Origin of the sequence: Micromonospora sp. DT228 (genome assembly GCF_049841595.1) — a bacterium.
Taxonomy (GTDB): domain Bacteria; phylum Actinomycetota; class Actinomycetes; order Mycobacteriales; family Micromonosporaceae; genus Micromonospora.
On sequence record NZ_JBNCKO010000008.1, the window covers coordinates 68,428 to 90,838 of the forward strand.

A 22,411-nucleotide genomic window follows, 5' to 3' on the forward strand; every position below is an offset into this window, starting at 1 on the left:
CTTCCCCGGACGGCCCGGTACCCTCGGATGGTGTCTGCCACCTCTCCCGCTCCCGCTGACAACGCCGAGGGCCGTCGCGTCGCCCTGCTGACCCTGGGCTGCGCCCGCAACGAGGTCGACTCGGAGGAGTTGGCCGCACGGCTACACGCCGACGGCTGGCAGGTGACCACCGACGGCGAGGGCGCCGACGTGGTTGTCGTCAACACCTGCGGCTTCGTGGAGAAGGCCAAGCAGGATTCCATCCAGACCCTGCTCGCCGCCGCCGGGACCGGCGCCAAGGTGGTCGCGGCGGGCTGCATGGCCGAGCGGTACGGCCGGGAGCTGGCCGACAGCCTGCCCGAGGCGCAGGCGGTGTTGAGCTTCGACGACTACCCGGACATCGCCGCCCGGCTGAACGCGGTCGTCGCCGGTGAGCAGGTCACCGCGCACACCCCGCGAGACCGGCGCGAGCTGCTCCCGCTGACCCCGGTGAAGCGGCGCGACAGCGCCGTGTCGCTGCCCGGTCACGGCACCGTGAGCCGCACCGCCGTCGACACCGACGAGCACACCCCCGCGCACCTGCGGCAGATCCTGCGCCGCCGACTGGACACCGGCCCGGTGGCCTCGTTGAAGCTGGCCAGCGGCTGCGACCGGCGTTGCGCGTTCTGTGCCATTCCCGCCTTCCGCGGGGCGTTCGTCTCGCGTACCCCGGACGAGCTGCTCGCCGAGGCGGAGTGGTTGGCCAAGACCGGCGTACGGGAGCTGGTGCTGGTCAGTGAGAACTCCACCTCGTACGGCAAGGACCTGGGCGACCCCCGCGCGCTGGAGAAGCTGCTGCCGCAGCTCGCCGCGGTGACCGGCATCGTCCGGGTGCGGGCGAGCTACCTCCAGCCGGCGGAGACCCGCCCCGGGTTGGTCGAGGCGATCGCCAACACCCCGGGCGTGGCCCCGTACTTCGACCTGTCGTTCCAGCACTCCAGCGAGCCGGTGCTGCGTCGGATGCGACGTTTCGGCTCCACCGACCGTTTCCTGGAGCTGCTCGCGGGCGCCCGGGCGTTGGCCCCGGACGCGGGCGCGCGGAGCAACTTCATCGTCGGGTTCCCCGGCGAGACCCGCGCCGACGTCGACGAGCTGGTCCGGTTCCTGACCGAGGCCCGGCTGGACGCGATCGGCATGTTCGACTACAGCGACGAGGACGGCACCGAGGCCGCCGGCCTGCCCGGCAAGGTCTCCGCCGCGACGATCAAGCGGCGCTACGACCGGCTCAGCGCGCTCGCCGACGAGCTCTGCTCGCAGCGGGCCGAGGACCGGCTCGGCTCCACCGTCGAGGTGCTCGTCGACTCGATCGAAGACGGCGTGGTGGAGGGCCGGGCGGCGCACCAGGCGCCGGAGGTGGACGGTTCCACCACCCTGGTCGCCCCGGCCGAGGGTGGGGTCGACCTCGCCGCGCTGCGACCCGGTGACCTGGTACGCGCAACGGTCACCGGCACCGAAGGGGTGGACCTGCTGGCGGTGCCGGATGAGATGATCTCGGCGGCGCCCGGCGCGGCACGGTGACGGTGGGCCCAGGCGGAGCGGGGGAGCCCAGTGGTGCGGTGCCGGGTACGCCACGGAGCGCGGCGGTGACCGGGGCGACGGAGTCGACGCCGGCCCGGGTGGTCGCCGTGGTGCCGATCGTCAACGCGGCCAACGCGCTCACCGCCCTGCGGCTCGCGTTGGTGCCGGTCTTCGCCGCCTCGGTGATCATGTCCGGGATGACCCACGCCGGCTGGCGGATGGCGGCCTGTCTGATCTTCGCGGTGGCGTCGGCGACCGACCTGGTGGACGGCTGGATCGCCCGCCGGTTCGGGCTTGTCACGTCGGTCGGCAAGGTCGCCGACCCGATCGCCGACAAGGCGCTCACCGGCGCCGCCCTGGTGTTGCTCTCCTGGTACGGCCAGGTGCCCTGGTGGGTGACCGCGCTGATCCTCGTCCGCGAGCTGGGCATCACCGGGCTGCGGTTCTGGGTGATCCGGCACGGCGTGATCGCGGCCAGCCGAGGCGGCAAGGTCAAGACCGCGCTCCAGATCCTGGCCATCGCCTGGTATCTCTGGCCGATGCCCGCCGCCCTCGCCGCCGTCGGCCCATGGATCATGGCCGCCGCCGTCCTGGTCACGGTCGCCACCGGCTTCGACTACATAGCCCAGGCCCTCCGCCTCCGCCGCCCCCGCTGAACCCCCACCCCGGCCCCCGCCCCCGGCCCCGCGCCCCCGGCTGCCCCCGCCCCGGACCCCCGTTGATCATGAGGTTTTCGGCATCCGGCGCGGCGTGTCGCGACGATAACCTCATGATCGACGCGAGCGGGTCTGGTGGGGGGTGGGGGGGTTGGGGTTGGCAGGGTTGGGGGTTGGTGGGTGGGGAAGGGTGTGGGTGTGGCGGGAAGGACTGATTGATGCAGCGGGACACGGGTCGTGAGCGGCCGGCGGATGGTGCGGCGGACGACGCCGAGGTGGGTAGTGCGGCGGCCGGAGTCGTGCACCGGCTGGCGCAGCGGCACGAGACGCTCGCCACCGTCGAATCACTCACCGGCGGGCTGCTGGCCGCATCGATCGTGGACATCGCCGGCGTCAGCGGGATATACCGGGGCGGCCTTGTGGTCTACGCCACCGAGTTGAAGGGCACCCTGGCCGACGTCCCCGCCGACCTGCTGTCCGAGCGGGGGCCGGTGGACCCGGACGTGGCGGCGGCGCTCGCCACGGGTGGCCGCCGGCGCTGCGGCGCGGACTGGGGAGTGGCCACCACCGGCGTCGCCGGCCCGGAGCCGCAGGACGGCAAGCCCGTCGGCCTGGTCTACGTCGCGGTCGCCGGCCCGAATGGCGGTGCGGTCCGGCAACTCGACCTGGGCGGCGGGCGCGACCATGTCCGCGCCGGCGCGGTGGTCGAGGCGCTGCGGCTGCTCGCCGAGCGGATCCACGCCGCCGACACGGCGACCGCCGCGCTGCCCACGACCTAAGGCCGGTCGACGAACGGGGCAGCATCCGCCGCGGGGGCGGACCGACGCGGTGGTGGCCCTCGCCCGGAAAGCCGACTCCGCGACCGGCCCCGGGCGTCCGGGCAGTTGGGAGCGGTCGGCGCCGCCCGACGTGAGCCCGTCTCGGCGAACCGACGGGCGGGGCGGGATGTCGGCGGGGCTCGCAACGGGTACGGTTGCGGGAAGGCTCCGACGTTTCGGGGTCGGCGCGGTCCGCCGCGGCCGGCCGCCCAGCGCCGGGCGCGAGGTATCCCTCAGGGGGAGGTGCGATGATCCTGCTACGCCGGGTGATCGGTGACGCACTGCGGGCGCGCCGGCAGGGGCAGCAGCGCACGCTGCGTGAGGTCTCCACCGCCGCCAACGTCAGCCTCGGCTACCTCTCCGAGATCGAGCGGGGGCACAAGGAGCCGTCCAGCGAGCTGCTCGCCGCGATCTGTGACGCCCTCGGTGCCCGTCTGTCCGAGCTTCTCCGTGAGGTCAGCGACACCGTGGCGCTCGCCGAGCAGATGCCCGAGGTGCTCGTCTCGATGCAGGACGAGTCGGCCGACGCCGGGGCGGTGTCCAAGAACACCGGCCGGGGCGTCCGTCAGGTCACCTCCGATGGCAAGGTCGCCGTCTCGGTCCGCCAGGACTCGCCGCTCAAGGCCACGCTGCGCAGCTCACGCGTCCGCCCGACCGAGCGCGACCGGGACGTGGTCTGCGCCGCCTGAGCCCGCCGCTCGGTCGGTCCGTGGGAGGGCTGGCTCCGGCCGCGTAGGGTGGCCCACAGGAGCTGCCGGCGCGGTCGACCGCCCGGTACGGATGCCTTGTTGGCGTTCGGCTGGGACGATGGAGATCGGCCGGTGGTGGCCAGTCGGTCCATCCGGCCCGGCCGGCCGTGGTGGAGCGACGTTACTGAGGGGATACGGCGGAGATGGCGAACCCGTTCGTCAAGGGTTGGAACTACCTGATGGCGCTCTTCGGTGCGAAAATAGACGAGCATGCCGATCCGAAGGTGCAGATCCAGCAGGCCATCGAGGATGCCCAGCGGCAGCACCAGGCGCTCGTCCAGCAGGCTGCCGCGGTGATCGGCAACCAGCGTCAGCTGGAGATGAAGCTGTCCCGGCAGATGTCCGAGGTCGAGCGGTTGCAGGGCAACGCCCGGCAGGCCCTGGTGCTGTCCGACCAGGCCCGGGCCAAGGGTGACGAGGCCGAGGCCGTGCGGTTCGAGCAGTCGGCGCAGACCCTGGCCACCCAGCTGGTCTCCTCCGAACAGGCCACCGAAGACCTGAAGACCCTGCACGACCAGGCGCTGGGCGCCGCCGCCCAGGCCCGTCGTGCGGTCGAGAACAACTCGATGATCCTCCAGCAGAAGCTCGCCGAGCGCACCAAGCTGCTCAGCCAACTGGAGCAGGCCAAGATGCAGGAGTCGGTGGCCCGCTCGCTGGAGTCGATGTCGTCGCTCACCGCGCCCACGAACACCCCGTCCCTGGACGAGGTGCGCGACCGCATCGAGCGGCGGTACGCCAACGCGATGGGCCGTGCCGAGCTGGCGGGCAACTCCGTCGAGGGTCGGATGTTGGAGATCCAGAAGGCGACGATCGACTCAGCCGGTTCGGCCCGGCTGGAGCAGATCCGTTCCAGCATGGCGGGGGAGCAGCTCGGCGGCGCGTCGCAACGACCCGCCGTGCCGCAGGCCGAGAAGGCCGGCCCGGCCACCGACCCGACGGCCGCCGCCCGACTCGACGAGCTGCGCGCCAGCATGGCCCGTGAGCGGGGCACCGGCGACCCGACAGCCGCCGGCTGAACGACCGGACCGAGGAGGTCAGGGTGGCAGACGAGCGGACACGGTACTTCCGCAGACTGGGTCGGCTGCGCCGCTCCGCCCGACGGTGGAGCGTGCTCGCCGGTGGGCTCGGTGGCGCGGCCGCGGTGCTGACCCCGTACGCCGGCCTCGGTCTGCCCGACGCGGCCTGGGCCGGCGCCGCGGGCAGTGCGGTGGCGCTCGCCGCCTGGCGTTGGATCGACGTGCGTGCCCTCGCCGCCCAGCCGGCACCGCCCGCCCTCGACCCGGCGGAGGCCGCGGCCCGGTCGCGGGCCCGGCTGATCGCCGCCGTGGAGCGGCTGCCGGTCGGCCCGGGGGTGCTGGCCGAGGTCCGCCGGGTCCGCTCCCGGATCGCCCTGCGCGGCACCAGCGCGGGCGAGCAGTGGGCCCGACTGGACCGGGCTGCGCTCACCCTGGCTGGCATGGCTCCCCGGCTCACCGGGCTGGCCGAGCCGGCGGTGCTGGAGGCCGCCGCCGCCGACCGTTCGCTGCGTGACCTGGCCGCACGGGTGGCAAGCGTCGAACGGGCGTTGCGGCTGGCGCCGGCCGACGCCCGCCCGCCGCTGGCCGAGGCACACGCCATGCTGACCGCCCAGTTGGAGGGTGGGGTGGCGGCCTACGAACGGCTTGTGGTGGCCGCCGCCGGTTACCTGGCCGAGGATGCCCGACCGGAGCCCGCGCACCCGGCGGCCGACCGGCTCACCGAGGCGACCGACCTGCTGCACGGGGTGGCCGGTGCGCTGGCCGAGCTGCGCGGCGTCGGCACTCCGCTGCGCGCGCCGACCCGCTGAGAGCGCCGCACCGCGCCGGCCAGGTCACGGCGGCGTCGTGACCCGGACCGGCTCCGTGTACGGCGAACTGCCCACCACGTTGAACGACCTGATCCGGTAGTGGTAGGTGACGCCCCGGGTCAAGCCCGTGTTGCTGAAGCCGCGACCGGTCACCGTGAAGGTGGCCACCTCCCGGTCGAACGCCGGGTCCAGCGCCCGCTGCACGATGAACCCCGACCCCGGGCCGGCGGGGGTGCTCGCCGCCCAGACCAGGACCACAGTCGCGGTGTCCGGCCCGGGTGCGCTCGCCGTGGCGTCCACCCCGTTCGGGGTGCCCGGCGCGGGCGGTGAGGTCACCGTGGCGACCGTCGACCAGGCCGAGGCGGCACCCAGATAGGTGGTCCGCACCCGGTAGTAGTACGTGGTGTCCGGCGCGATCGCGACGTCAAGGTGGTTGTCGCCGGCACCGATCGCCGTGATGCCCGGCCCGCTGGTGAACGTCGGGTTGGTGGCCCGCTGCACGTCGATGCCGGTGGCGAACGACCGGTTCGTCCAGCGCAGGGCCGCCCGCAGCGGCGCGGCGGGTGGCAGTGCCGCGACCAGGCCACTCGGCGCGGCCAGGTGCACCGAGGCGGGCACCCCGTTGGACCAGGACGAGTAGCTGACCGCGTTCTCCGCCCGGATCCGGTAGTGGTAGGTCACCCCGGGAGTGACCGACGCGTCCGTGTACCGGGTGGCGGCTGCCGCGACGGTGATCGTGGTGACCTCCCCGTCGAATGTCGCGTCGGTGGCCCGCTGCAGCAGGTGACTGGTGGCCGGCGGCCGGCCGCCGTTGCTGGTCCAGGCGAGCGCGATCGCGGGTAGCGCGGTGGCCGAGCCCGGCACCGGCGTGGCGGTCAGCCCGGTCGGTGCCTTCGGCGTCACCCGCAGCACCAGTGGCCGGGTCATCCCGCCGTCGCGGTGGCCGGCGAGTTGGCTGTGCCAGCGGTATTCCCAGCCGAGGTTGACCAGGTGGTTGACCACGGTGGCGGGTCGCCCGTCCGCCGGGCTCACCGGGGTCGAGCCGGTCCGGGCACCGGCCGGGCGGCAGGGATCGAGCAGCCGGACGCTGTCACCCAGCTTGAAGGGCAAGGCCGGGGCGGCCGGGCGCAGCGCCACGACCACGTCCTCCCGGGGGTTGACCCGGACGATCTGCTTCCAGCCCAACTCGGTGCCGTGCGGGAGCCGCAGCGTGCCGTCCCAACCGACCCGGTTGACCACCTGCACGTCGCAGCCGCCGAAATGCACCGGTTCGGTCTGCCGGACGTTGCCGCTGATCCGCCAGAGCTGGGTGCCGTCGGTCGCGGCGCCCAACGGCACGGCGGGGTCGGTGGCGAAGAGCACCTCGGTGACCGGGTCGGTCGGACCGAGGGGCAGGGTCGTCGGGTTGAGCGGCCCGGCGTGCGGGTGTGCGACGCCGAGTCGGCCGACCAGCCGGCCGTGGTCGGGCTCGAAGACCTGCTGGACGGCCTTGACCGCGATCGGCAGCGTCACCGGGCCCGCCCCGGCCGTCGGTGTGATGGTCACCGAGGTGGCGTGCACCGGCACCGTCGTCGTCGACGCGGTACGGGTGCCGAACGCCGGGTCGTACGCCGGCTGCGGCACGATCGGCGGACGTTGACTGGCCGCGTACGCCACGGGCAGCCGGTCCCGCAGCTGGCCCAGGTCGTACGGCGGCGCCGGGGCCCCCGCCACCCGGAACTGGAGCAGGGTACGAGTGTTCGGGCCGTACCCCGGCTCGGTGCCCGGCGGCCCACCCTCGGCCGTCCGGTCCGGTGCGTCGGTGTGCTGGTCGTAGCGTGGGTCGAAGCCGGGCAGCGGCGCCGGGGCGTCGTTGTACAGGATCAGCGTGCTGCCGGGCGCCACGGTGGAGAAGTCGACGAGCACGTCGGCCCGTTCGCCCGGGCCGAGCAGCAGGGTGTGCCCGTCGACGTTCAGCACGGTGGGGTCGAGCCGGTCGTAGCGGTAGCCGACCGGCCGGTTCGGCAGCACCACCGGGGCGGGCAGCAGCCCGGCCTCGTTGCCGATCTGGATGAACGCCGGCCCGGCGGCGCGCGGATCCGGCACACCGCCGTCGCGTCCGTCGGTCGGCCACCCCGGCGGCCGGTCCGAGGCCCCCACCGCCGGCACCATCGGCACCTCCCCGGCTTCGGCCTCGGCGAGCGCCCCGTCGGCCGTCCACATCGGTGCGTCGGAGCAGGCCCGGTAGAGCTGGAGGTTGAGGCTGCGGTCCAGGCAGGCGTTGAGGATCCGGAACCGGTACGCGCGCGGCGCCACCTCCAGGTACGGATAGGCGACGCCGTTGACGAGTGGGGTGTCGCCGTACGCCTCGGGCACCGCCGACGGGTACGGCACGCCGGGGCGCAGCGGTGGCTCGTCCGGTGCGTCGACCGGGTCGTGGTGCGGGTTGGCGACGCAGCCGTCGGCGCGGGCGCTGTCCGCGGCGGGATCACGCGACCAGGGGCCGTAGTCCCACCGGCCGGTGGGGTTGCGTCCGCCGGACCGGTACGGGTTCTGCCGCGGCTGGTAGACGTGCGGGTGCCAGAGGCTGCCCCGGGTGCCCCAGCGTTCCCGGTCCCAGGTGGGGTCCTCGGCGGCGAGTTGGGCGTCGTCCGGCACGAACGTCTTGTCCTCGATCACCAGCGGCAGCTGGTCGGCCGGCAGCACCGCGTCGGCGACGAGCTGCTCCTCGGCCGGGTCGGTGAGCAGGTAGAGGGCGAGCTGTCCGCCGTACACGGTGAGCCGGGCCAGTCCGAGGGTGTTGTCGTGGAACCACAGCAGCCGGCCGCTCTGCTCGTTCGGGTAGTACAGGGTGGTGGCCCCGGCGCCCGGCGCCGGCATGTCCGGCACGTGGGTCACGCCCACCCCGTTCGGGTACGGGGTGATCTCCCCGGCCGGCGTGATCCACTGCCCCGGGTTGCCGGCGCTGTTCCAGCCGGTGTGTGCCCCGGCCAGGTGCAGCACGGCGCGGTTCTGCGGGAACGGGGCGGGCCCGTCCAGCGGGCCGATCCCGGCCCCCTCGACGGTGTCGTCGACCGGCAGGAACAACTCGCCGGCCCGGCCGGTCGGCAGGTGGTTGATGAACTTCACCCGGACCGGTCGGCCCCGCCGGGCGAGGATCATCGGGCCGAGGTGCCAGGGCCGCTCCGGGGGCGCCACCGTGTTGTGGCCCGCCGGGTCGGTGCCCAGGTTGAGTTGCCGGTAGCCGCGCAGCCGGGTGGCCGGCAGGTCCCGGTGCAGCCGTTGCGCGTACTCCTGCACGACGATCTCGTAGTAGTCGCAGCCCGGAAAGGTGATGGTGTCCGGCGTTGCCACCGGCAGGTGGCCGCCGAGGTCGGTGCCGTCGCGCCGGCCCGGGACGGGCAGTGGGTCGACGAACTTGCGCAGCCCGCTCCCGGGCGTCACCCGCCCGGCGGTGTCGCGCGTCGGGCGAGGGCTGTGGGCGAAGTTCGGCACCGGCCCGAAGCAGCGGGGCGGCACGGCCGGGTCCAGGCTCGGCGCCGGGGCGGTCTCCTCGGCGGTACGCGCGGCCGGCACGGACGCCGTCGCGCCGTTGACACGGCCGTCGGTGTCGCGGGTGGCCCGTTCGAAGAAGGTGGAGCGGAGTCTGCGGAACAACGCCATGACTCTCCCCGGGTCGGGGCGCGAGGGTCGCCACCCCGGCGTGGCTGCCTCGGCGCTCTGTTGACGATCGGTGAGCACTCAACCGCAGCATGCGACTCCGACGGCCGGATAGGAATTACCCAATCGTCCGTATCTGGGCTGGACTTCGCGGATCGCCGCCCTGGTCAGCCGGATTCTGGGGTGTCGGGCTGGCAGACCGGGCACCAGTAGGTGACCCTCTCGCCCAACTCCTCCTTGCGGATCGCGGTGCCGCAGCGGCGGCACGGCTGGGCGCGGCGACCGTACACGTAGCTGGTCTGGCCCCGGTGCAGGGAACCGGTGCTGCTCTGCGTCCACCGGCCACGGTTGGCGGCCAGCAGCCGCTGGGCGAGGGCCACCAGGCCGGGCAGGTCGGGCACCGCGCCGACCGGCGTCCACGGGGACACCCCGCGCAGAAACAGCACCTCGCACTTGTAGAGGTTGCCCACCCCGGCCAGGTTGCGCTGGTCGAGCAGCGCCTCGCCGATGGTCTGCTCCGCGTCGCCGGCGAGTCGGCGGACCGCCTCGTCCGGGTCCCAGTCCGGGCCGAGCAGGTCGGGGCCGAGGTGGCCGACCAGTTGGTCCTCCTCGGCGGTCGGCGCGAGGGTCAGCTCGTGCAGGTGATAGCCGACCGCGACGGCGCCGGGGCTGCGCAGCACCACGCGAATCAGGTGCGCGGGCCGGCCGGTCCAGCGTTCCCCCGGGGCGTACGCCCGCCAGGCGCCGTCCATCCGCAGGTGTGAGTGCAGGGTCCAGTGCGCCTGGTCCGGGGCGCCGAGGCGGAGCAGCAGGTGCTTGCCCCGGCTGGCCGACTCGCGGACGGTCCAACCGGTGAGGTCGGTGGTCGCCAGCCGGGGCACGCGGAATTCACTGTCGGTGATCCGCGCGCCGGCGAGCGCGCGATGCAGCACACGCGCGGTGTTCCAGACGGTGTCGCCTTCGGGCACGCTGCCATTCTCCCTCATTCGAGCAGGATTCGCATGTGTCGCTATTTGTACACAGGTTCCTCCTGATCTCCGGACATGCGAGGGTCAGGGAGTTCTGAGGAGAATGCCTATGTCAAGGCTGCATTGTCGTACTCGGTCCCTCACCCTCGTCGCCTCCCTCGCCCTCGCCCTCACCGCCACCCTCCTACCCGCCACCAGCCAGACTCCCGCCGCCGGAAGCCCGCTCACCCGCACCGCCGCCGCACCTGGCGGCGAACGGTGGAACGCCGACCTGTCCGTCGTCGACCGTGACGACGTCAACGTCCGGCGCACCGCCGCCGGGCTGCGCCTGCGCGAGGCCCGGCCCGCCGGACGCAGCCCGCGCAGCGCAGTCGCCGAGGGGATGCTGCTGAGCGCTCCCCGGACCCTGAGTCGGCCGGCCACCCGGGTCCGCGCCCAGGTCAGTGCCGACGTGCCGGCGGGCGCCACTGTCGAGGCCCAGGTCCGTGGTTGGCGGGTCAGTGGCTGGACCGAGTGGCGGACCGCCACCGCAGGCGCCGTCTTCGACCACCCGGTGAGCCGGGTGCAGAGCCGCGTGGTGCTCACCGCGCCCACCGGCGGTGCCACCGCGACGGTGCGCGCCGTCCAGCTCACCGCCGACACGGCCGCCGTCGTCGCCGAGGCCACGCCGGGCCTCACCTACCGGGTGTACGCCACCCGCATCGGCCTGGTCGGCCAGCAGACCGCCAACGGCCGCACCGTGCAACCCCGGGACCATTTCGTGGCGCTACCGTCGCGGCGCAGCCTGTCCCCGCTCAACTCGGGCGACTACTCCGTGCGGGTCTGCACCACCAGCGGCTCCCGCTGCGAGTACGCCCCGGTCTGGGACGTCGGGCCGTGGAACACCCGCGACGACTACTGGAACCCGTCGGCGGTGCGGGAGAACTGGAAGATCCTGGGGCAGGGCCGACCCGAGGCGCAGGCCGCCTACCAGTCCGGCTTCAACGGCGGGCGGGACCAGTTCGGCAGGACGGTGCTCAACCCGGCCGCCGTCGACCTGGCCGACGGCACCTTCTGGGACGGTCTCCAGTTGACCACCAACGCGTGGGTGGACGTCGCCTACCTGTGGACCGGTGGCGGGCTGCGCGGCGTGGTCGGTGACGGGCCGCTCACCATCCGCACCGGGGCCAGTACGTCGTACCCGAGCCGTGGCCTCGCTGCCCGGTTCGCCAACGTGCCGATCCAGTGCTACGTCACCGGCCAGTCCGTGACCGGGCCCTACGGCACCACCACCCGTTGGGACCGGCTGGCCACCGGCCAGTACGTCAGTCACGCGTACATCTCGGTGGTGTATGGAGGCGTCGTGCCGGTCTGCTGACCCGTGCTCGCCCCGTCGGGTGTCCTCAGGGGCGCTCGTCGGGGCGGGCCGGGCGCACCATGTCCTGGTAGCGCGGGTGGCTGGCGCCGTAGACGGCGTAGTTGAGTCGAGCGTGCGAGAGGCTCAGGTCGCCGTTGGGGCCACCCCGGACCGCGTCGGCGTCGGCGTCGGTCTGGCCGTCGTCGGTCCAGAAACAGACCGGGCAGGTCCCCCCACCGGTCCGGGATGCACAGCAGGGACAGCCCACGGGAACCACTTGTTCACCCACCGGGGCAGCATTCCACAGTCGAATATCAGCCGGAAACCCGCAGGACGTCACCCGGGGCCACCCGAAGGAGGTCCACCGCCCGCCCGCCGTTGACCGCGACCGCAACCAGCCCGGCCGAGTCGACGTACACCACCAGGCCATCGGCCGGGGCGTCGCCGAAGGTCCGTCCCCGGACGGCCGTCCGGGTCGGCTCCGCACCGGGCGGCCCGACCCGCAGCTCCGCCGGAAGCCCGTCGAGCAGGTGCGCCGATGCGGCCACCTGGACGTTGCCGAAATGGTCCACGGTCAACACCTCGGCGGTGAAGCCCTCGTCGTCGGCGATCAGCGTCGGCGTCGGCAGCCGGACCAGGCCATCCGGGTCGACCGGCGGCCCCGCCTCGGCCAGGGGCGCGCCGAGCGCCAGCCGGGCCGCCACCGGCGCGAAGACGTCCCGTCCGTGGAACGTGGCGGACACCCGCTCGGCCAGCCAGCGCGGCTCGGCCAGCCGCACCGCCGCGGTCACCCCGCCGAGAGCGCCGGCGGCGTCCGGCAGCAGCCCGTTGTCCGGACCGACGAGCAGCCCACCAGGGGTGGCCAGCGCGACCCCCCGCCGGGCGGTGCCCACCCCCGGGTCGACCACCGCCACGTGCACACCCACGGGCAGGTACGGCACCGTCTGCGCCAGCACGGCGGCGCCCCGCCGCACGTCCGCTGGTGGCACCAGATGGGTCACGTCGATGACCCGGACGGTCGGCGCGAGCCGGGCGATCACCCCGTGGCAGGCGGCCACGAAGCCGTCGGCGAGGCCGTAGTCGGTGGTCAGGGATATCCAGGGCGTGGCGGACATCCCCGCAGGCTAACCCTCGACGCCGGTGCGCCGTTCCAGGACGAGCTCGTCGTGCAGGGGTATGCCGTCCTCACCCACCAGCGGGATCTCCGGCTTGAGCTGCCGGGCGCGGTCCACCGCTCCCCGGTCGACGTGCACCAGCCGCAGGCCGCGCCGCTGGTAGAACCGCAACGCCCGCAGGTTGTCGTTCGAGGTGATCAGCCACACCCGGGCCAGCCCGGTCTCGGCCGCGATCGACGTCGCCGCCGACAGCAGGGCCGTGCCGACGCCCCGGCCGGGCACCGCCGCGACGAGGGTGACCACCTCCAGGGCATCCTCGTCGACGCGGTAGGTCAGCGCGCCGACCACTGCCGCGCTGTCGACAGCCACAAGCGTCGGAAGGGTACGCACGTCGTAACGGGTGTTGTGGGCGACCACGTACGGGCCACCCCACTCGCGCTCGTGCAGCGCGTCGATCGCGGCCCGCTCGGCAGGTCGCGCCGTCCGTACCTCGAACCCGTCCATGTTCCGCCTCCGCCCTTCCTCGCGTCGGCGCGTCGGCTCCGGAGCGTACCGGCCGACTGGTGGCCGACGTGGATGGCGGATATGGGACAGCGTGGTGGCCGACCGGCCCCTCCCGCCGCCGAGCGGTGCGGGGCAGACTGCCCTGGTGACCCTTCGGAGCGTGCCCGCCGTCGCGGTGCTGCTGGCCGCCGTCGCCCTCACCGCCGGCTGCGGCGGTGACGACGCCGACCCGTCGCGCGCGGCTCCCACCGCCTCGCCGGCGTCGCCCGACGTGGCCCCGACGGCCGCCGTGTCGCCGAGCGCGCCGACGCCCCCGGTGGCCCCGCCCAGCACCGGCGGTGCGCCACCCCCACCGGCCGCGCCCTCCGTCGTCCCGCCGGGGCCGCCGCAGCGCCGACCGGCCAGTCCACCGCCTGTGGTGCTGCCCAAACGTCCGTCCGGGGCGCCCGGGGCGAAGCAGGTCGTGGACGCGTTCCGGGCCGCCGGCCTGAAGGTGGCGCACCCGTTGGACCGCTCGGTGGACTGCGGACCGGACGGGCTGGGCCTGGGTTGCTCCGAGCTGATCGCCACCGACGCCGTCACCGTGTACGTCTTCCCGGACGAGACAAGCGCCGGCGACATCGCGGAGACCTGGGGTGGCCAGTCGTACCGCCGTGGCGCGGTGGTGCTCAACTACCTTGAGGCGAAGACCCCGGCGGCCGACCGCCCACGCTACGAGAAGGTGCTCGACGGCCTTCGCTGAGCAGCGCGCCGCTGGCTCCGGGAGGGTCAGCCGCGCAGGCGCAGGCCGCGTGGGGTCGCCCGGAAGCCGGCGGCGGTGAGTGCGTCGCGCAGCGGCGAGGAGTGCACCGCCTCACCGTCGGCCCGCTCCACCGACAACGCGCCCAACGCGCCGGAGTGGACAGCGTCGGCGAGCGCCTTTCCGGCCACCGCGAGCGTCTCGGTGTCGTCGGTGAAGGACAGCAGCGTCCGGCCACCGCGTTCCACATACAGCACCAGGTCACCGCCGACCTGCACGACCAGCGCGCCGGCCTTGCGGCCGGCCCGGTGCCCGGTTGCCGGGGCGGCCCCGTCGCCGGAGTCGACCACCCGGTCCGGCCAGGGCAGCGCGGCGCCGTACGGGTTGGCCGGGTCGGTGGCGGCGAGGACGGTGGCCGGCGCTCCCCGAGCCCGGGTGCCGTCCATCGGCTCGGCCAGCGCGCGCAGCCGGTCCACCGCACCGGGCACCGCGAACTGCGCCGCGCCCAGCCCTTCGACGAAGTAACCCCGGCGGGCGGCACCGCGCTCCTCGAGCGCCGACAGCACCGGGTAGACCGCCGAGAACCCGCCGACCACCTGTTCGGCCATCACCGCGCCGCGGGTGACCACCCCGTGCCGTTCCAGCAACACGTCGGCGAGGGCGGCGGCGCGCCGGGTCGGGTCGACGTCCCGTTCCGGAAGACGCGACCAGCGACCGGCGACCGTCGGCGGGCCACCCCGGGTCGGCAGCGCCACGCGGCCGGGCCGTCGGTACCGGGTACGCGGCGCGGACGGCCGGGAGCGGTGCGCGCCGCCCGCGCCGAGCACCGCGCGCAGCGGGGCGAGGGTGTCGTTGGTGAGGTGCCCGGCCCAGACCAGGTCCCAGATCACCCCGGTCAGGGCGGCGTCGTCGGTCGAGCCGACGCGGTCGGCCAGCGGCCGGAAGAACAGCGCCTGCCCGTCGCCGAGCGCGTCGAGCACCGCGTCGTGCAGCGGGGTGCGGGTCAGCGCCTCGTCGGGCGGCGGGAGCAGCAGCGGGGCGGCGTCCGCGTACGCCAGGGTGACCCAGCCGTCGCCCCCGGAGATCGCCCCCGACCCGGCCCAGAGCACCTCCCCGCTGGCGCACAGCTCGTCGAGCTGGGCGGGGGAGTAGTCGGCGACCCGGCCGGGCAGCACCAACCGTTCCAGGGCGGACGCGGGCACCGCCGCGCCCTGCAACTGCTCGACTGTCGCGGCGAGCGCCTCCACCCCGCGGGCGGACGAGCCGACCTGCTGCCAACGGGGCAGGAACGCCGCCAGTGCCCGGGGTGGCACCGGCTCGATCTCCCGGCGCAGCGCCGCGAGCGAGCGGCGGCGCAGCATCCGCAGCACCTCGGCGTCGCACCACTGGGCGCCGGCCGAATCCGGGGTGAACTCCCCGGAGACCACCCGCCCGGTGGCGCCGAGCCGGCGCAGCGCCTGCTCGACGACGAACACGCCCAACCCGAAGCGGGCCGCGCAACTGGCCGCGGCGAACGGCCCGTGGGTGCGGGCGTAGCGGGCCACCAGGTCACCGAGCGGATCGGCCACCGGGGCGAGGTACGCCTCGGCCACCCCGACCGGCAACGCCACGCCGAGCGCGTCGCGTAGCCGGGCGGCGTCCTCGACACCCACCCAGCGCTGCTCGCCGGCGATCCGCACCCGCAGCACCCGCCGGGTGGCCTCCAGCTCGGTCAGCCAGGTCTCCGGCACGTCCCGCTCGGTCAACTCGGCGTCGCTCAGGTCACCGAGCACCCGCAGCAGCTCGACCACGTCCTCCGCGTCGCGGGGTCGGCGTTGCTCGGTCAGCCACCGCAGCTGCCGGTCGGTCTCGGCGAGCACGGCGGGGTCGAGCAATTCGCGCAGGTCGACCCGGCCGAGCAGCTCACCGAGCAGTGTGGAGTCCAGGGCGAGCGCGGCGGCGCGCCGCTCGGCAAGCGGGGCGTCGCCCTCGTAGAGGAACGCGCCGACGTAGCCGAAGAGCAGCGAGCGGGCGAACGGCGACGGCGCGCTCGTCTCGACCTCGACCAGCCGTACCTTCCGGCTGGCCAGGTCGCGCATCAGCCCGGCCAGCGCCGGCTGGTCGAAGACGTCCTGAAGGCACTCCCGGGCGGCCTCCAGGGTGACCGGGAAGTCCGCGTACTCGCGGGCGACGTCGAGCAGTTGCGCGGCGCGCTGCCGCTGCTGCCACAGCGGTTGCCGGCGGCGCGGGTCGCGGCGGGGCAGCAGCAGCGACCGGGCGGCGCACTCGCGGAAGCGCGCGGCGAACAGCGCGGAGGTGCCGACCGACTCCTCGACCAGCTGGGTGATCTCGTCCGGCTCGAAGACCACCACGTCGGCGCCGGGCGGCTCGTCGGCGGTGTCCGGCAGGCGCACCACGATGCCGTCGTCGGAGGGCATCACCTGGGCGTCCACCCCGTACCGCTCGGCCAGCCGGCGGCCCACCGCGAGGGCCCACGGCCCGTTGACCCGGGCACCGAGGACGCTGTGCACGGCGAGCCGCCAGTCGCCCAGCTCGTCGCGGAACCGCTCGACCACGACCGTGCGGTCGTCGGGCAGCGAGCGGGTGGCCTCGCGCTGCTCGCGCAGGTATGCCATCAGGTTGCCGGCGGCCCAGTCGTCCAGCCCACCGTCCCGCAACGCGGCCAGGGCCGCCTCGTCGCTCTGTCGCAGCAGGGTCCGCACCCGGGCGCCGATGGCCCGGCCCAGCTCCACCGGGCGGCCGAGCTGGTCGCCCTTCCAGAACGGCATCCGGGCGGCCTGCCCGGGGGCGGGCGAGACCAGCACCCGGTCAGGGGTGATCTCCTCGATGCGCCAGGAGGACGAGCCGAGCAGGAAGACGTCGCCGACCCGGGACTCGTAGACCATCTCCTCGTCCAACTCGCCGACCCGGGCGGCCCGTTCGGCGCCGGCCAGGAAGACCCCGAACAGCCCACGGTCGGGGATGGTGCCGCCGCTCGTCACCGCCAGTCGCTGCGCTCCCTGGCGGCCGGTGAGCAGGTCGGTGGCCCGGTCCCAGACCAGTCGGGGGCGCAGCTCGGCGAACGCGGTGGACGGGTAGCGGCCGGAGAGCATGTCCAACACGGCGTGCAGCGCGGAGTCGGGCAGCTCGGCGAAGGGCGCGGCCCGCCGCACGAGCACGGCCAGGTCGCCGAGCGGCCACGGCTCCAGTGCCACCATCGCGACGATCTGTTGGGCCAGCACATCCAGCGGGTTGCGCGAGTAGTGCAGCTCCTCGATCGCGCCGTCGGTCATCCGCTCGGCGACCACCGCGCAGGAGAGCAGGTCGCCGCGGTGCTTGGGGAAGACCACCCCCCGGGAGACCGCGCCCACCTGGTGCCCGGCCCGGCCGACCCGTTGCAGCCCGGCGGCCACGCTCGGTGGGGCCTCGATCTGCACCACGAGGTCGACCGCGCCCATGTCGATGCCCAGCTCCAGGCTGGAGGTGGCCACCACCGCCGGGAGCTGGCCGGACTTGAGCGCCTCCTCGATGTGCTTGCGCTCCTCCCGGGAGACGCTGCCGTGGTGGGCGCGGGCGATCACCGGCGCCGCGCCGCTGGCCGCGCCGGACTGGGCCATCACCTCGGCCGGCGGCCGGTTGCGCAGCGGACCGGCGGGCCCGCCCCACCGCTGCGCGCCGGACACCGGGTCGTCGTCGGCCGCCGGGTCGTCGCCGGCCGACAACCCCTCGGGTACGACGATCGCGCCCTCGCCCGACGCGGAGGCCAACGCTTCGGCGGCCAGCTCGTTGAGCCGGGCGCAGAGGCGCTCGGCGCTGCGGCGGGAGTTGGTGAAGACGATTGTGGAGCGGTGCTGCCCGATGAGGGTGAAGACCCGCTCCTCCACGGCCGGCCAGATCGACGCCCGACGCGGCCCGGGGCCGCCCAGATCGTCCTCCGGTGGCTGCTCCCGCTCGTCCAGGCGGGTCATGTCCTCCACCGGGACCTGCACGCTCACCTCGATCGTCTTCGAGGTGGCCGGCTGCACGACGTCGACCGGGCGGGCGCCGCCCAGGAACTGCGCGCAGGCGTCGATCGGCCGGACGGTGGCGGAGAGGCCGATGCGCTGCGCCGGAGCGGGCAGCAGCTCGTCGAGGCGTTCGAGGGAGAGGGCGAGGTGGGCGCCGCGTTTGCTGCCGGCCACCGCGTGCACCTCGTCGACGATCACCGTCTGGACGCCGCGCAGCGAATCGCGGGCGGCGGACGTGAGCAGCAGGAACAGCGACTCGGGTGTGGTGATGAGGATGTCCGGTGGGGTGCGGGCGAAGGCGCGTCGCTCGTCGGCCGGGGTGTCGCCGGTGCGCATGCCGACGGTGATGTCGGGCGGTGCGACGCCCAGCCGGGTGGCCGCCTGCCGGATGCCGGCCAGCGGCGCGCGCAGGTTGCGTTCCACGTCGACGGCGAGGGCCTTGAGCGGGCTGACGTAGAGCACCCGGCACCGCTGCCGCGCCTCGGCCGGCGCGGGCTCGCGGGCCAGCCGGTCCAGTGACCAGAGGAAGGCCGCGAGTGTCTTGCCGGAACCGGTGGGTGCGACCACGAGGGCGCTGCGGCCGGCGGCGACCGACCGCCAGGCGCCGGTCTGCGCGGCGGTGGGAGCGGCGAAGGCGGCCTCGAACCAGGCGCGGGTGGCCGGGCCGAAGCCGGCGAGCACCGCGCCGGCGTCTGCGTCTGCCCCGGTCACCGGTCCATCCTGCCCCGCCGGTACGACAACGACGACCGACCGACGGTGGAATGCGCCGGACAAAAGCAAAAAGCATGGAACGTGCGCTTAATACGTTAAGTCTCACTTAACTGCTTGCTTCTAAGGAGCAACATAAAGTAACTTCACTGCCAACGCGAACCGGGGTGAGGGGATTTGATGGCCGGCGAGCAGCACACCGTCGAACCCGGCACCGACGTGCTGATTCGCAAGGTCGACAGCCACCTCGCCGCGCTCCGTGGCGGCCTGCACGGCGCCGAGTTCGAGCTCGCCGAACGCCTCGCCCGCTGCCTCCGGGAGCTGGTCCTGTGCACCGCCCAGGCCAGCGCCGCCGATCGCGGTCAGGTCCGCGCCGCCGTCCACTACTTCGTGCTACGCCGGGAGAGCCGCGGTCGGTTGCTCTCGGTGCGGTCGCTGGCCGCCGCGGAGCGGGTGGTCGATCGGGTGGCACGCCAACTCGGCCGAGTTGACCTGCTGACCGAGCTGCGCCAGGACCGCCCCACCCCCGAAGCCCCCCACCCCCAGACCCTCCTCCACTAGGGCGTGTGTCAAAGCCCCTGGCCGGCCTGCGGCGGGCCCAGACGACGACCGGCCGCGTTGGAGATTGGTCCGGATACAACACCGGTATCCGGACCAATCTCCGCCTTGCCGGACCGCCGCCTGGACTCCGCCTCGGCTCGACCGAGGACTTTGACACACGCCCTAGCCCGCCCCCACCCCACCCGGGTCGATCATGCGGTTGTGGTGGGTGACAAAGCCCCTGCCGTGGAATCAAACCGGCGCCGCAACTCCCTGATCGGGGGGTGGGGGACCCGCGATCTGCGGGGTGATTCCGGCAAAACCGCCCGAAGGGCGATGAACTGGCGTCTGATCGCTGCTAGGGGCCGCCGCTGCACGGGCGTCGGCCACCTGGATCGGGAGCGCAGGTGCTGGTACTGCTCGTCCTCCACCTCGTGGCGGCCCTCGTCGCACCCCTGCTCGTCCGGTGGTGGGGACCCCGCGCGTGCTACCCGCTGGCGCTGGCACCGGCCGCCGCCTTCGGCTGGGCGCTGGTCCGCACCCCGGCCGTCGCCGACGGCGGGGCGGTGGTCGAGACGTACCCGTGGATTCCGCAGTTGGGCCTCGACGTCGCGTTCCGGCTCACCACGCTCTCCTGGCTGATGACGCTGCTGATCGGGGGCGTCGGCGCGCTGGTGCTCGTCTACAGCGCCCGCTACTTCAGCACCGGATCGAGCGGTCTGGCGCAGTACGCGGGGGTCCTGGTCGCCTTCGCCGGCGCGATGCTCGTCCTGGTCTTCGCCGACGACCTGCTGCTGCTCTACGTCGGCTGGGAACTCACCACGATCTTCTCGTACCTGCTGATCGGGCACAGCACCGAGCGGCGGTCCAGCCGGTGGGCGGCGGCGCAGGCGTTGACAGTCACCACGCTGGGCGGGCTCGCCATGCTCGTCGGGTTCATCATGCTCGGCGTGCACGCGGGCACCTACCGGTGGTCGGAGATCGCCGCCGAGGCGCCGCCCGGCGGCGGATACCTGGTGGTCGCCGTGCTGCTGATCCTGGCCGGCGCGCTGTCCAAGTCGGCGGTGCTGCCGTTCAGCTCCTGGCTGCCGGTCGCGATGGCGGCGCCCACGCCGGTCAGCGCGTACCTGCACGCCGCCGCCATGGTCAAGGCTGGCGTCTACCTGGTCGGGCTGCTCGCGCCGGTGCTCGCCACGGTCGGGCCGTGGCGCCCGGTGGTGCAGATCGCCGGCGTGGCCACCATGCTGCTCGGCGGCTGGGCCGCGCTGCGGCAGACCGACCTGAAGCTGTTGCTGGCGTACGGGACGGTCAGCCAGTTGGGTCTGCTGGTCGCGGTGACCGGCTCGGGCACCCCGGACGCCGCGCTGGCCGGCACCGCGATGCTGCTGGCGCACGCCCTGTTCAAGGCGGCGTTGTTCCTGGTCGTCGGCATCATCGACCATGGCGCCGGCACCCGTGACCTACGTGAGCTGTCCGGCCTGCGGCACTGGTCCCGGCCGCTGTTCGTGGTCGCGGTGCTGGCCGCCGCGTCGATGGCAGGTGTGCCGCCACTTGTCGGCTTCGTCGCGAAGGAGGCGGTCTTCGGAGCGTTCACCGACAGGCCTCTGCTCCTCACCGGCCTGGTCGCCGGGACGGTGCTCACCGTCGCGTACAGCGCCCGTTTCCTCTGGGGCGCGTTCGCCGACCGCCCGGGTGTGGCACCGGCCCGGCCCGGCCCGATCGCCGCGTCGCTGCTGGTCCCGCCGGCGGTGCTCGCCGGTGTGGGTCTGCTCGCCGGCCCGGCCGCGAGCGTGGTGGACGAGCTGCTGCGTCCGTACGCCGATCTGCTCGGTGGGGTCGACGCGCACCTGGCGCTCTGGTCCGGGCCGACCCCGGCGCTCGGCCTGTCCGTGCTGGCGCTCGTCGGCGGCGGCGCGCTCTTCGCCGTGCGGGGGCCGCTGGCCCCGGTGCTGGCCCGGCTTCGTTCGCCGGTGGCCGGCAACCAGGGGTACGAGTGGATCGTGGGCCGGTTCGACCGGCTGGCCATCGAGGTCACCGGCGCGACCCAGCGCGGCTCGCTGCCGCAGTACCTGGGGATCATCCTGGTCTCGCTGGTGCTGGTGCCCGGCGCGGCAATGCTCTCCGCCGCCCCGTGGCGGGCCCGGATCCCGCTCTGGGACAGCCTGCTCCAACCGGTGGTCGTGGTGGTGATCGCGATGGCCGCGGTGCTGGCGGTCGGCGCCCGCCGTCGCCTGACCGCGATGCTGCTGGTGGGGATGACCGGCTACGGCACCGCGATGCTCTTCGTCCTGCACGGCGCACCCGACCTGGCGCTCACCCAGTTCCTGGTGGAGACCGCGACGATCGCGGTCTTCGTGCTGGTGCTGCGTCGCCTGCCGGAGCGGTTCTCGGCCCGCCCGTTGCGGCGTACCCGCTGGGTCCGTCGGGCGATCGGGGTGGCGGTGGGTGTGGTGGCCGCCGGGCTGGCCCTCACCGCCGCCGGGGCCCGCCGGGCCCCGGACATCTCCGCCGCGTTCCCGGACCTGGCGGTGTCGCAGGGGTACGGCCGCAACGTGGTGAACGTGACACTCGTCGACATCCGGGCCTGGGACACCATGGGCGAGCTGGCGGTGCTTGTGGTGGCCGCGACCGGGGTGGCCAGCCTGATCTTCGAGCGGTCCCGGACCGGGCCGCGACCGCGCCGGCCGGAGTCGGATCAGCGGGCCGACGAGCCCGGCCGGCCGGTGTGGCTGCGCGGCGGTCCCACCCTCTACGAGGGACGTCGCTCGATCGTGTTGGAGGTGGTCATCCGGCTGATCTTCCACACCGTGGTGCTGTTCTCGCTGTTCCTGCTCTTCTCCGGGCACAACGCGCCGGGGGGTGGTTTCGCCGGCGGGTTGGTGGCGGGTCTCGCCCTGGTGGTCCGCTACCTGGCCGGCGGCCGGTACGAGTTGACCGAGGCGGCCCCGATCGGCGCCGGCGCGATCCTCGGCGCCGGGCTGGCCCTGTCGGTGGGCAGCGGCGTGGTGGCGCTGCTGGTCGGCGGATCGGTGCTGGAGAGCGCCAAGGTCGACAGGTCGCTGCCGTTGCTCGGTGACGCCCACCTGGTCACGTCGATCTTCTTCGACATCGGCGTGTACCTGGTCGTGATCGGGCTGGTGCTGGACATCCTGCGCAGTCTCGGCGCCGAGGTGGACCGGCACATCGAGGCCACCGGAACGGCCACCGGTGGCCTGGCCGTCGACAAGGGGGAGCAACCGTGAGCGCGAGGAGTGAGCCGGGTTTGCGAGCCCCGCAGTCGCGAACAGAGGTG

16 protein-coding genes are annotated in these 22,411 nt (G+C 74.1%); 10 read left to right on the forward strand and 6 right to left on the reverse strand.

All coding sequences use genetic code 11. From position 1 onward, the window contains the following. Nucleotides 1-27: 27 nt before the first annotated feature. The 6 genes from rimO to pspM all read left to right on the forward strand — a co-directional run bounded on the left by rimO (nucleotide 28) and on the right by pspM (nucleotide 5,584). Nucleotides 28-1,536, forward strand: a complete 1,509-nt coding sequence (gene rimO / locus ACLQ29_RS17735) for a 30S ribosomal protein S12 methylthiotransferase RimO (protein WP_425772635.1) — start codon at nucleotides 28-30, stop codon at nucleotides 1,534-1,536. A 65-nt stretch (nucleotides 1,537-1,601) separates the two neighbouring features. Continuing rightward, nucleotides 1,602-2,192, forward strand: coding sequence for a CDP-diacylglycerol--glycerol-3-phosphate 3-phosphatidyltransferase (gene pgsA / locus ACLQ29_RS17740; RefSeq protein WP_393375300.1), 591 nt, complete (start codon nucleotides 1,602-1,604; stop codon nucleotides 2,190-2,192). A 218-nt stretch (nucleotides 2,193-2,410) separates the two neighbouring features. Beyond that, nucleotides 2,411-2,971: a CinA family protein gene (locus tag ACLQ29_RS17745; RefSeq protein ID WP_425772636.1), complete on the forward strand. Its 561-nt coding sequence runs from the start codon at nucleotides 2,411-2,413 to the stop codon at nucleotides 2,969-2,971. Nucleotides 2,972-3,258: 287 nt separating this feature from the next. After that, the gene (locus ACLQ29_RS17750; RefSeq protein WP_425760488.1) at nucleotides 3,259-3,699 is read left to right on the forward strand and encodes a helix-turn-helix domain-containing protein; all 441 of its coding nucleotides are present in this window, start codon (nucleotides 3,259-3,261) and stop codon (nucleotides 3,697-3,699) included. A 203-nt stretch (nucleotides 3,700-3,902) separates the two neighbouring features. Then, the gene (locus ACLQ29_RS17755; protein WP_425772637.1) at nucleotides 3,903-4,775 is read left to right on the forward strand and encodes a PspA/IM30 family protein; all 873 of its coding nucleotides are present in this window, start codon (nucleotides 3,903-3,905) and stop codon (nucleotides 4,773-4,775) included. A gap of 23 nt (nucleotides 4,776-4,798) precedes the next feature. Beyond that, a complete protein-coding gene (gene pspM / locus ACLQ29_RS17760) occupies nucleotides 4,799-5,584 on the forward strand; it encodes a phage shock envelope stress response protein PspM (RefSeq protein ID WP_425772638.1) in 786 nt (261 codons plus the stop codon). Between the two features lie 24 nt (nucleotides 5,585-5,608). Here the strand turns inward: pspM and ACLQ29_RS17765 are convergent, their stop codons facing one another. Both ACLQ29_RS17765 and ACLQ29_RS17770 read right to left on the reverse strand, forming a co-directional pair. Further along, the gene (locus ACLQ29_RS17765; protein WP_425772639.1) at nucleotides 5,609-9,226 is read right to left on the reverse strand and encodes a hypothetical protein; all 3,618 of its coding nucleotides are present in this window, start codon (nucleotides 9,224-9,226) and stop codon (nucleotides 5,609-5,611) included. A 164-nt stretch (nucleotides 9,227-9,390) separates the two neighbouring features. Next, nucleotides 9,391-10,191: a DNA-formamidopyrimidine glycosylase family protein gene (locus tag ACLQ29_RS17770; protein WP_425772640.1), complete on the reverse strand. Its 801-nt coding sequence runs from the start codon at nucleotides 10,189-10,191 to the stop codon at nucleotides 9,391-9,393. Between the two features lie 109 nt (nucleotides 10,192-10,300). Here ACLQ29_RS17770 and ACLQ29_RS17775 point away from each other — a divergent pair, with 109 nt between their 5' ends. Then, the gene (locus ACLQ29_RS17775) at nucleotides 10,301-11,548 is read left to right on the forward strand and encodes a hypothetical protein (protein WP_425772641.1); all 1,248 of its coding nucleotides are present in this window, start codon (nucleotides 10,301-10,303) and stop codon (nucleotides 11,546-11,548) included. 25 nt (nucleotides 11,549-11,573) lie between these two features. Here ACLQ29_RS17775 and ACLQ29_RS17780 read toward each other — a convergent pair whose 3' ends face one another. Genes ACLQ29_RS17780 through ACLQ29_RS17790 form a run of 3 tightly spaced genes read right to left on the reverse strand, consistent with a single transcriptional unit; the run spans nucleotide 11,574 to nucleotide 13,146 of the window. Continuing rightward, on the reverse strand, nucleotides 11,574-11,816 hold the full coding sequence (locus tag ACLQ29_RS17780) for a CPCC family cysteine-rich protein (RefSeq protein WP_110566168.1): 243 nt from the start codon (nucleotides 11,814-11,816) through the stop codon (nucleotides 11,574-11,576). A 25-nt stretch (nucleotides 11,817-11,841) separates the two neighbouring features. After that, nucleotides 11,842-12,642 carry an SAM hydrolase/SAM-dependent halogenase family protein gene (locus tag ACLQ29_RS17785; RefSeq protein ID WP_425772642.1) on the reverse strand — a complete coding sequence of 267 codons (801 nt, stop codon included), beginning with the start codon at nucleotides 12,640-12,642 and terminating at the stop codon, nucleotides 11,842-11,844. A 9-nt stretch (nucleotides 12,643-12,651) separates the two neighbouring features. Continuing rightward, nucleotides 12,652-13,146 carry a GNAT family N-acetyltransferase gene (locus tag ACLQ29_RS17790; RefSeq protein WP_425772643.1) on the reverse strand — a complete coding sequence of 165 codons (495 nt, stop codon included), beginning with the start codon at nucleotides 13,144-13,146 and terminating at the stop codon, nucleotides 12,652-12,654. Between the two features lie 145 nt (nucleotides 13,147-13,291). On the opposite strand from ACLQ29_RS17790, the gene ACLQ29_RS17795 reads away from it, so the two are divergent. Then, complete coding sequence (locus ACLQ29_RS17795) at nucleotides 13,292-13,888, forward strand: hypothetical protein (protein WP_425772644.1); 597 nt, start codon at nucleotides 13,292-13,294, stop codon at nucleotides 13,886-13,888. A 26-nt stretch (nucleotides 13,889-13,914) separates the two neighbouring features. Here ACLQ29_RS17795 and ACLQ29_RS17800 read toward each other — a convergent pair whose 3' ends face one another. After that, complete coding sequence (locus ACLQ29_RS17800) at nucleotides 13,915-18,582, reverse strand: ATP-dependent helicase (protein ID WP_425772645.1); 4,668 nt, start codon at nucleotides 18,580-18,582, stop codon at nucleotides 13,915-13,917. Nucleotides 18,583-18,759: 177 nt separating this feature from the next. Here ACLQ29_RS17800 and ACLQ29_RS17805 point away from each other — a divergent pair, with 177 nt between their 5' ends. Together ACLQ29_RS17805 and ACLQ29_RS17810 are read left to right on the forward strand one after the other, a co-directional pair. Then, the gene (locus ACLQ29_RS17805) at nucleotides 18,760-19,140 is read left to right on the forward strand and encodes a hypothetical protein (protein WP_425772646.1); all 381 of its coding nucleotides are present in this window, start codon (nucleotides 18,760-18,762) and stop codon (nucleotides 19,138-19,140) included. 386 nt (nucleotides 19,141-19,526) lie between these two features. Next, nucleotides 19,527-22,361 (forward strand): Na+/H+ antiporter subunit A, encoded by a 2,835-nt coding sequence (locus tag ACLQ29_RS17810; protein ID WP_425772647.1) that lies wholly within the window; start codon nucleotides 19,527-19,529, stop codon nucleotides 22,359-22,361. Nucleotides 22,362-22,411 lie beyond the last annotated feature (50 nt).

Excerpts from the sequence above, each read along its gene's own strand:
- rimO (WP_425772635.1), top strand. The coding sequence starts at position 28 with ATGGTGTCTGCCACCTCTCCCGCTCCCGCTGACAACGCCGAGGGCCGT.
- ACLQ29_RS17745 (WP_425772636.1), top strand. The coding sequence starts at position 2,411 with ATGCAGCGGGACACGGGTCGTGAGCGGCCGGCGGATGGTGCGGCGGAC.
- ACLQ29_RS17750 (WP_425760488.1), top strand. The coding sequence starts at position 3,259 with ATGATCCTGCTACGCCGGGTGATCGGTGACGCACTGCGGGCGCGCCGG.
- ACLQ29_RS17755 (WP_425772637.1), top strand. The coding sequence starts at position 3,903 with ATGGCGAACCCGTTCGTCAAGGGTTGGAACTACCTGATGGCGCTCTTC.
- ACLQ29_RS17765 (WP_425772639.1), bottom strand. The coding sequence starts at position 9,226 with ATGGCGTTGTTCCGCAGACTCCGCTCCACCTTCTTCGAACGGGCCACC.
- ACLQ29_RS17775 (WP_425772641.1), top strand. The coding sequence starts at position 10,301 with ATGTCAAGGCTGCATTGTCGTACTCGGTCCCTCACCCTCGTCGCCTCC.
- ACLQ29_RS17785 (WP_425772642.1), bottom strand. The coding sequence starts at position 12,642 with ATGTCCGCCACGCCCTGGATATCCCTGACCACCGACTACGGCCTCGCC.
- ACLQ29_RS17790 (WP_425772643.1), bottom strand. The coding sequence starts at position 13,146 with ATGGACGGGTTCGAGGTACGGACGGCGCGACCTGCCGAGCGGGCCGCG.
- ACLQ29_RS17805 (WP_425772646.1), top strand. The coding sequence starts at position 18,760 with ATGGCCGGCGAGCAGCACACCGTCGAACCCGGCACCGACGTGCTGATT.